This is a genomic window from Trinickia sp. (assembly GCF_035492435.1).
Taxonomy (GTDB): domain Bacteria; phylum Pseudomonadota; class Gammaproteobacteria; order Burkholderiales; family Burkholderiaceae; genus Trinickia.
Window position 1 is genome coordinate 1 of sequence record NZ_DATJJF010000006.1, and the last position, 8,219, is coordinate 8,219.

Below are 8,219 nucleotides of genomic sequence, written 5' to 3' on the forward strand. Positions count from 1 at the left end.
GTCGGTGCGGCTGAGGCTGGCTTGCCTTTGGCCGATTTTGATTGGGCTCGAGACACTGCGGCTGCTCGTCCATAACGACGATTGGCTCGACCCACACCGTATCTCCAAGGTTCGCCGCGGCGAGGTGTATCGCATTCTGGCACGCTCGACGGCGAGCGTCGCGTCAAACCGGCTGCTGCGCGCGTGGGCCGACGAAGTCATCGGTCAGATCGAAGCGCGCATCGCTGGGCACCAGAGCGATGGTTTCGAAGCGGTGTGATAGTCGTCGTGCGTGCCCCTCGGCGCAGGTCGGCGGCCTTGCATGCAACCCGCAAAGAGCCGGCCGTTGCCCTTGCCTTCGGCAAGAAAAACGCGGCACGCATGATGCCGTGCCGCGTTTGCGATGTGACTACTGACTACTGACTACTGAGTAAGCCGTTCGATCTTAGAACGGCCACCATCCGTTGCCGCCATTGTTGCTGTGACCGGAAGCGTTGCCGTTGCCGTAGCCATTGCTGTTGCCGCCTTGGCCTTGGCCCTGATTGAAGCGGAATGCGCCGAAGAGGTCGCCGATCGCCGGGGCGTTGACGGGGACGTACGGGTTGGCGCCGGTCTGCTTCGGATTCGGCAGGTTGTCGCGGCTGCGGTTCGTGATCGGCTGAAGCTGCCAGTTGCGCTCGATGAACTTCACGATCGACGCGTGATCGTCATATTCATGCACGACGCGGCCGCCTTGCGAGTAAGGCGATACCACGATCAGCGGAATGCGCGGGCCGTCGCCGAAGAAGTCGACCGGCTGGATGTAGCCCGAGTCGTAGTAACCGCCGCCCTCGTCGTTGGTGATGATGATCGCGGTCGATGCCCACAGCTTCGGATTGTTCTGCACCGAATCGACGATCTTGCGCGCGAAGCCTTCGAACAGGTCGTACTTCGACGAGGCGGGGTGCCCGTCGAGACGTCCGCCCGGCTTCACAATCGAGACAGCCGGCAGTGTGCCGTTCGAGATGTCGGCATAGAGATCCGTCGTGTCTTGCAAGTGCGCCTTCACGGTTGCCGGGTTCGTCATGATCGACGTTTCATAGAGGAACGGATTGCAGATGTTGCAATAGACGCTCTTCGATGGGTTGGTCACGAACGTGTTCCAGTCTTCGCCGTAGTACTTCCACGAAATGTTCTTCGCGAGCAGCGAATCGGCGATTGTGCGAACCGGCGAAGGCGGGATCGTGTACGGGCTACTCGTATTCACCGTGCCGTTGCCGTTATAGCCCGGGTTGTAGTTGTTGAGCAGGTAGTACGCGCCTGCTGCACAGTTCGGGTTCGGATGGTACGGCAGCGAGCCCAAGTAGTTACGGATTGGGCCGACGCCGGGTTGCGAGGCGTCCGAACACTTGCTGTAGGAGCCGCCCGAGTAGCCGTCTTGCGCGTACCAGTTGTTCGTGCCCGGCATCGGACGCGGGTCTTCGATCTGGTTGGTCGGCGGTGTCGACATGTTGCCGTTGCCGTCCGTGTAGTAGAGCGCATCGGCCGTGCCGACCATGATGCTGTTCGCCCCCGTGCCGCCCATCACCGGCTGATGATAGTTGTCGCTGATCGTGTACTGCTGCGCGAGCTGCGTGAAGTAGGGCATGTCACCCGTGCTCGTGTTATAGAAACCGAGCGCGGTTGAGCCTTCTTTCGTTGTTTGATCCGTGAAGTTCCCCGGCTGCGCGCTGCCGTTGGACCCTTGGCCGACGGATGTCTCAACCCACGCGAAAAGATCCATTTTGCAGCCGCTGGGATTGGTGGAAGTGGCACTCGCGAGGCTGCAGTCGGATTGCTGCCAGTTCTGATAGAAGCGATGCACGGGGCTCGCTACGTACTGATCGTAGTTGGGCCCGACACGCGAGATCTGATAGGGGCCGCTCGGCAGGTTGTACGTGTTGGCACCGAAACGCGTATCGACGATGCCCTGGGCCAGACCCGTAGCGCCCGTCGTCAGGTGAACGACATCCTGCGGCTCGAGCGCGTTGCCTTCGGCGGCTTGTGCGGCAGCGAGCGTTGCGAATGGCGGCGGGTTCGTGTCGCTTGCGGCACTCGCCGCTGAACCCGTGTTGGGCGCGGGCAGCACGGAGTAGGGCGTCTTCGACGTCGGGCTCATGTTGAAGACGGTCGGATCCGTCGCTTGCGCCATGTTTTGCTGCGCAAGCGCGAAGTTCGGGCCCGGGCTACCATCGGCATTGATAATGCCCTTCGAAAGCAGGTTTTCGATTGTTTGGCCGTTGGCAGGCTTATAACCGCCAAAGACCTGATCGAACGTGCGATTTTCGCCGACGATGACGATCACGTGCTTGATCGGCGAGATTGTTTGCATTGAGGGATCGGCGCTTGTCTGCGGCCGATTCGATTGCGATTGCGCGAGCGCTGGGAACACCGCGCTGGCGACGGTCAATGCGGCCGCGCTGCTGACGAGACTCACGCGCAGCAGGGCTTTCCGTCGGACTTCTTTCTGCTTCATCAACGTACTTCTCCGTTGTAATGCCGGTTTTATACGGCTGTTGCGGAAAATACGTAGCGGTATGGTTATGTGGTCGTTGCCGGCCTGTTGGAATAATTAGTACTGCGAAGAAGACGATAGAGTGTGACGATGACGAAAGTAAGTCGAAAAGATTTCGAAATCATGGAATTGCGGCAACGAAATTCTTTCTAAGTGATGTTCGAAGATTACATTCTGTCGCGCGTTGCTACGTGCGCCATGGCCGTGTTGTAAGGTATTGGCTTGGCAAGCGAATGCTCGTGCGGCCCAATTGATGAGGACTGCGAAGAAAAAGGCGACAGTGACCTACGCCCGGGCGCCGGTGAGCGTGAGCTGTGGCCCACCGCTGCGGGTATGGACGCAAGCGACGAGAGTGACCCCGCCTCGGCACTCGAGAGCCACGCAGGCGATGGACGCGCCTAAGTCGCCTCTGCTGCGTGCTGAAAGCCGCACACGCGGGGTGGCGTCATCCTCCGATGGCCCGCGCGGCGCCGTCGAGCTCTTGATTCAGCAAATGTTCTTCGTCCGCGGAGAGTACGCCGCCGTGCTGTGCTGCCATGTCGCCAGCCTCTTGGCGAATGACGTCGAGGCGATGATGCAGCGCGTTGGCTTCCGGTGACGCGTAGCGCCCCGCGTTGACATTCCAGTTGATGCGCACGCCAAGGTTGTCGATGCGCTCGTTGACCTGCTTGAAACGCAGGTCCACCGTCTCATGCACTGCCGGGGGCGGGGTGCGAGGAACACGGGTGGGACGGGCAGCGGGTTCAGCCGGTCGTGCCGGTTGAGTCAGTTGGGCCGGTTGTGGAACGCGCGCCTTTTGCGGTGGTGGCGTGGCGACGCATGCTGCTAGTGATGAAATCAAAGCCGTACATGCGATCGTTCGAAGCGTATGTTGCGTTCCCATATTCAGTGTCGTTGCTTTTGTTTGCGGCACCCAACCGCGTCTACACGGTGCCGCACGAACAGCAGCCGCCGCTTTCCCCCGCCGCCTTCCCGATTCGCGCTTTGCTTGATCTTCAGGAGCGATAGCGAAATTCAAGGCGCGCGACGAAGCCAGCATTGTGGCACGGGTGCGCGATCTTGTTGAATCGTCGCGTGGCGCGTTCGTGTTAACATCGCGCACTCGCCCACGATGGCTTTTGCGAGGCTCGCTCCTGCGAGCCGCTTCGCGCGAGCCGCAAACCCCCGCCATATCCACCAAGACGATGTCCGCAGGATTGAATGCCGCCCAGAGTGAGGCGGTGCGCTATCTCGATGGCCCGTGTCTCGTGCTTGCCGGCGCAGGCAGCGGCAAGACACGCGTGATCACGCAGAAAATTGCGCATTTGATCGAGCGCAAAGGTTTCGAGCCGCGCCATATCGCGGCCGTCACGTTCACGAACAAGGCTGCAGCCGAGATGCGCGAGCGCGTCGGCAAGCTGCTCGAAGGCAAGACGCTGACGACGCCGGGCAAAGAAGGTCGTAAGGTGCCTGTCAATCAGTTGACGGTTTGCACATTCCACTCGCTCGGCGTGCAGATTCTCCGGCAGGAAGCCGAACATCTCGGGCTCAAGCCGCAGTTCTCGATCATGGACTCCGACGATTGCTTCGGGATGATTCAAGAGCAGGTCGGCACGACCGACAAAGGCTTTATTCGCAAGATCCAATCGATCATTTCGCTTTGGAAGAACGGGCTCGTCGAACCAGAAGCGGCGGCCGCGAGCGCTGCGAACGAGGACGAGCATCAGGCTGCGATCGTCTATCGCAATTACGTCGCGACCTTGCACGCCTATCAGGCCGTCGATTTCGACGATCTGATTCGTCTGCCGGCCGAACTTTTTGCCGCTAACGAGACTGTGCGCGACCGCTGGCAGAACAAGCTGCGTTACCTGCTCATCGACGAGTACCAGGACACCAACGCTTGCCAGTACGAGCTGGTCAAGCTGCTGGCGGGGCCACGCGCGGCATTCACGGCCGTGGGCGACGACGACCAGGCGATTTACGGGTGGCGCGGCGCAACACTCGAGAACCTCGCGCAACTCGGCAAAGATTTTCCGAAGCTGCACCTCATCAAGCTCGAGCAAAACTATCGTTCGACGGTTCGCATTCTGACCGCGGCGAACAACGTTATCGCCAATAACCCAAAGCTCTTCGAGAAGAAACTGTGGTCCGAGCATGGGATGGGCGACACGATCACCGTGACCGGGTGCAACGACGAGGAGCATGAGGCGGAGTCCGTCGTGTTTCGGCTCTCGGCGCACAAATTCGAGCGGCGCACGCAATTTCGCGACTACGCGATCCTGTACCGCGGCAATTTTCAGGCGCGAATCTTCGAGCAAGTGCTGCGACGCGAGCGCATTCCTTATGTGCTTTCGGGTGGCCAGTCGTTTTTCGATAAGGCTGAAATCAAGGACATCTGCGCGTATTTGCGTCTGATCGCCAATCCCGATGACGATCCCGCATTCATTCGCGCCGTGACGACACCTCGGCGTGGTATCGGCAATACGACGCTTGAAGCGCTCGGTTCGTTTGCGGGGCAGGCGAAAGTGTCGCTATTCGAAGCCGTCTATATGGGCGGTGTCGAAGCGCGGTTATCGGCGAGGCAGGTGGAGCCGCTGCGCATTTTTTGCGATTTCATTCAGCGCATCGGCGAGCGGGCGGTGAAAGATCCCGCGACTACGCTCATCGACGACCTGATGGAGGCGATTCATTACGAAGCGTATCTATACGATGCGTTCGATGAACGCCAGGCGCAGAGTAAATGGCAGAACGTGCTTGAGTTTCTCGAGTGGCTCAAGCGCAAAGGCACGAAACCCGAACCGGACGAGGCCGAGGCCGGCACGGCGACGGGCTATGACATGGCCGATGGCCTGACCGATAACGGCAAAAATCTGCTTGGCTTGATTCAGACGGTGGCGCTGATGTCGATGCTCGAGGGTAAGGAGGAAGACCCCGATGCCGTGCGCTTATCGACCGTGCATGCCTCGAAGGGGCTCGAGTATCCACACGTTTTTCTCGTCGGCGTGGAGGAGGGCATCATGCCGCACAGAGGCGGTGCCGACGACGAGCCTGTCGACGACGCACGCATCGAGGAAGAGCGGCGCTTGATGTACGTGGCGATCACGCGGGCGCAGCGCAGTTTGCATTTGAACTGGTGCAAGAAGCGCAAGCGCGCACGCGAAACCGTGGTGTGCGAGCCGTCGCGCTTCATTGCCGAGATGGGGCTGGACGAGGCGCCGCCGCCGACGCCCGAGGAGGCGCCGATGACCCCGAAGGATCGGCTTGCCAGCCTCAAGGCGTTGCTTCAGAAGCCCTGATGATCAGGAGTGCTGATTATTTGGCCGCGTTGACCATGTAGTCGACTGCGGCTTTCACGTCGGCGTCCGAGGCAGTCGATCCGCCCTTCGGTGGCATCGCACCTTTGCCGTGCAGCGCGTAGTCGTAGATCTTGTCCATTGGCTCCTTGAGCCGGGGCGCCCAGTCGGCCTTGTTGCCGAATTTGGGTGCGTTGAGGACGCCGGCTGCGTGGCAGGCTTGGCAGACCTGTTGGTACAGTGCCTTGCCGGCTTGTGCCGCATCTGCGCTGGCCGTTGCGGTGGCGGGGGGAGACGCCGCTGCCGGGGCGGATGGCGCGTTGAGCGAGGCCATTGCCGTTGCGGCTTGCTGTGCTGCGGCCTGCGCGGCGGCATCCGCCGATTGGGCGGGGGCGCCTGAAGCCGCTTGTGCCGTGGCTGTTGCGCCCGGGCCTTGTGCGGGCGGCGCGGACGGTTCCGCGAACTTTGCTCCACCGGCATTGGCCATGTAGACGACCGCTCGGGCGATTTCATAATCGCTGTAGGCGTCCGGCGTTGCGCCGCCACGTGGTGGCATCGCGTTTTTGCCCTGCAATGCCGAATGCAGGAGAGCGTCATAGCCTTGTGCGATCCTCGGCGCCCAGGCGGCGTTATCGCCGAACTTGGGCGAGCCGGCGAGGCCAGCGGCGTGACAGGTGGCGCAGACGGCTTTGAAGACTTCCTCGCCCGTTTTGAATGCGCGCGGCGCGTTGGCGTCGTTCACGGTGACCTGGGCGACCGGTGCGATGCGTTTGGCGACGGCGGCATCCGCGAGCAAGTCCGTGCCGGCACCCGTGCGCACCGTCTCGTTGACGTGGTAGGCGAGCAGCCAAATGACGACGATGGGAATTGCGAACGCGGCAACGACGGCCGCAATCAACTGCCCCGGGGTCTTGATCGGGGCTCCTTGAGGGGCTTCGCTCATGCTTGTTTCGTCTCCGTGTGAGTGCTGGCTGAGGAGCGGTGCGGCGTGACGACAACGACTGCGAAGGCGGTAATGGCTTGATTGGTCGGGTTAAACACGGACGATTATAGACTCAGGTTTTGGCGTCGGTTAACGGGGCACCCACGGTGGTGCGCTGATGCGCTGGCGCCCTGACGTTGGGTCGTAATTATGATGGCGTGGGGAAGTTTTGGGGCGCGAACAGGACGGAGCCGTGGGGGCAGCGGTGGACGCGTCCGAAGAAAAAAGGTATGCTCTTGGTCTCGCTTGGCGCCGCATCCCTCGATAGGTCGCGGCGCCTTCGCGTTGAAGCGCCCGTAGCTCAATGGATAGAGTACTGCCCTCCGAAGGCAGGGGTTGCTGGTTCGATCCCAGCCGGGCGCGCCAGAATTAGACAGGATGCTGGGTTCGCAGAACCCAAATAAATCAAGGCCCTACGGCGAAAGCCGAGGGCCTTTTGTCTTTTTCGCACCGCCCGAAACCCCGCCTTATGCGCCATTTGGCGGAGAAGTGGCGGAGTTGAGAATAGCCCAGACGCAACAATCACCAATCGGTCTGGAGCTGAAATGGCAGGAATCTGGAAACGGGGCGGCTACTGGCGGGCAGAAATTCGCCGAGTGGGATATCCCTCCCAATGGCGCACATTCGACACCAGGGCGGAGGCGGAGGCTTGGGCGCGCCGCATCGAGTCGGAAATGGATCGCGGAACTTTTGTTGACCGCACGGAAGCTGAACGCAACACGTTCGGCGATTTGCTGGAACGCTACGCTGAAGAGGTTTCGCCCCATAAGAAAGGCGCGGCCGAGGAAAGGTTGCGGATCCTGCCTCGGCCGACGGCCGCTCAGGGGTCGTTAGCAACCACCGGGTACGCGCGAAAGCGCTGCGCGCTGCCGAAGTAGCGCGCGAGCAATTCGCGCACGCTCAGCTGCGCGTCGATTGCCTCGGCCTCGGTCGTCATCACATCCTCGACATAATGACCTTCGAGCGGATCGACGCTGTACTCGCGATAGATATGCTGGCCGCGTCGCGCGATGTTCTCAGTCATGATCGAACGGCCATAACGAGAGTCACGGAGCCGTACGCGGTCAGTGTTGCAGTGAGCACCAGCAACAGCGCATTGCTGTCGTGCGTGACGCCGAACGCGAACATGATCGCGGTCAGCGGGTACACCCAGCGTGGCACCGAGAACGGCCGCCATACAGACGAGCGGCCATAGCGCCGGTTCGCCACGCGGCAGCGCATGTGACAGCACGACGCCAAGACCGGCGCCGAGCATCAGCAACGGGGCGAGTACGCCGCGGGAAGTGCCGGAGGCGAGCGAGACGATCCAGATCAGTGCCTTCACGGCAAGCAGCGCGAGCGCAGCCTGCACCGCGATATTCTGATGCAGCAGATCGCCGACCACGTCATAAGTCACGGCCGAGCGCACGTGGCCCGATCAGTCCGCCGACACCGATTGCCAGTCCACCCAGCG

At 61.3% G+C, this 8,219-nt stretch carries 4 protein-coding genes, 1 tRNA gene and 2 pseudogenes; 3 read left to right on the top strand and 4 right to left on the bottom strand.

Annotated features, from left to right (window positions below; genetic code table 11):
• Positions 1-259 (top strand): annotated as a pseudogene (locus VL598_RS00185) (hypothetical protein); the annotation flags it as partial.
• 165 nt (positions 260-424) lie between these two features.
• Here the strand turns inward: VL598_RS00185 and VL598_RS00190 are convergent.
• Both VL598_RS00190 and VL598_RS00195 read right to left on the bottom strand, forming a co-directional pair.
• Complete coding sequence (locus tag VL598_RS00190; protein WP_325324684.1) at positions 425-2,473, bottom strand: alkaline phosphatase family protein; 2,049 nt, start codon at positions 2,471-2,473, stop codon at positions 425-427.
• A 484-nt stretch (positions 2,474-2,957) separates the two neighbouring features.
• The gene (locus tag VL598_RS00195; RefSeq protein ID WP_325324687.1) at positions 2,958-3,395 is read right to left on the bottom strand and encodes a hypothetical protein; all 438 of its coding nucleotides are present in this window, start codon (positions 3,393-3,395) and stop codon (positions 2,958-2,960) included.
• Between the two features lie 301 nt (positions 3,396-3,696).
• Here VL598_RS00195 and VL598_RS00200 point away from each other — a divergent pair, with 301 nt between their 5' ends.
• The gene (locus VL598_RS00200; RefSeq protein WP_325324685.1) at positions 3,697-5,787 is read left to right on the top strand and encodes a UvrD-helicase domain-containing protein; all 2,091 of its coding nucleotides are present in this window, start codon (positions 3,697-3,699) and stop codon (positions 5,785-5,787) included.
• Between the two features lie 16 nt (positions 5,788-5,803).
• Here the strand turns inward: VL598_RS00200 and VL598_RS00205 are convergent, their stop codons facing one another.
• Positions 5,804-6,727 carry a c-type cytochrome gene (locus tag VL598_RS00205; protein WP_325324686.1) on the bottom strand — a complete coding sequence of 308 codons (924 nt, stop codon included), beginning with the start codon at positions 6,725-6,727 and terminating at the stop codon, positions 5,804-5,806.
• 329 nt (positions 6,728-7,056) lie between these two features.
• On the opposite strand from VL598_RS00205, the gene VL598_RS00210 reads away from it, so the two are divergent.
• A tRNA-Arg gene (locus tag VL598_RS00210) sits at positions 7,057-7,132 on the top strand.
• 469 nt (positions 7,133-7,601) lie between these two features.
• Here VL598_RS00210 and VL598_RS00215 read toward each other — a convergent pair.
• A pseudogene (locus VL598_RS00215) lies at positions 7,602-8,219 on the bottom strand (chloride channel protein); the annotation flags it as partial.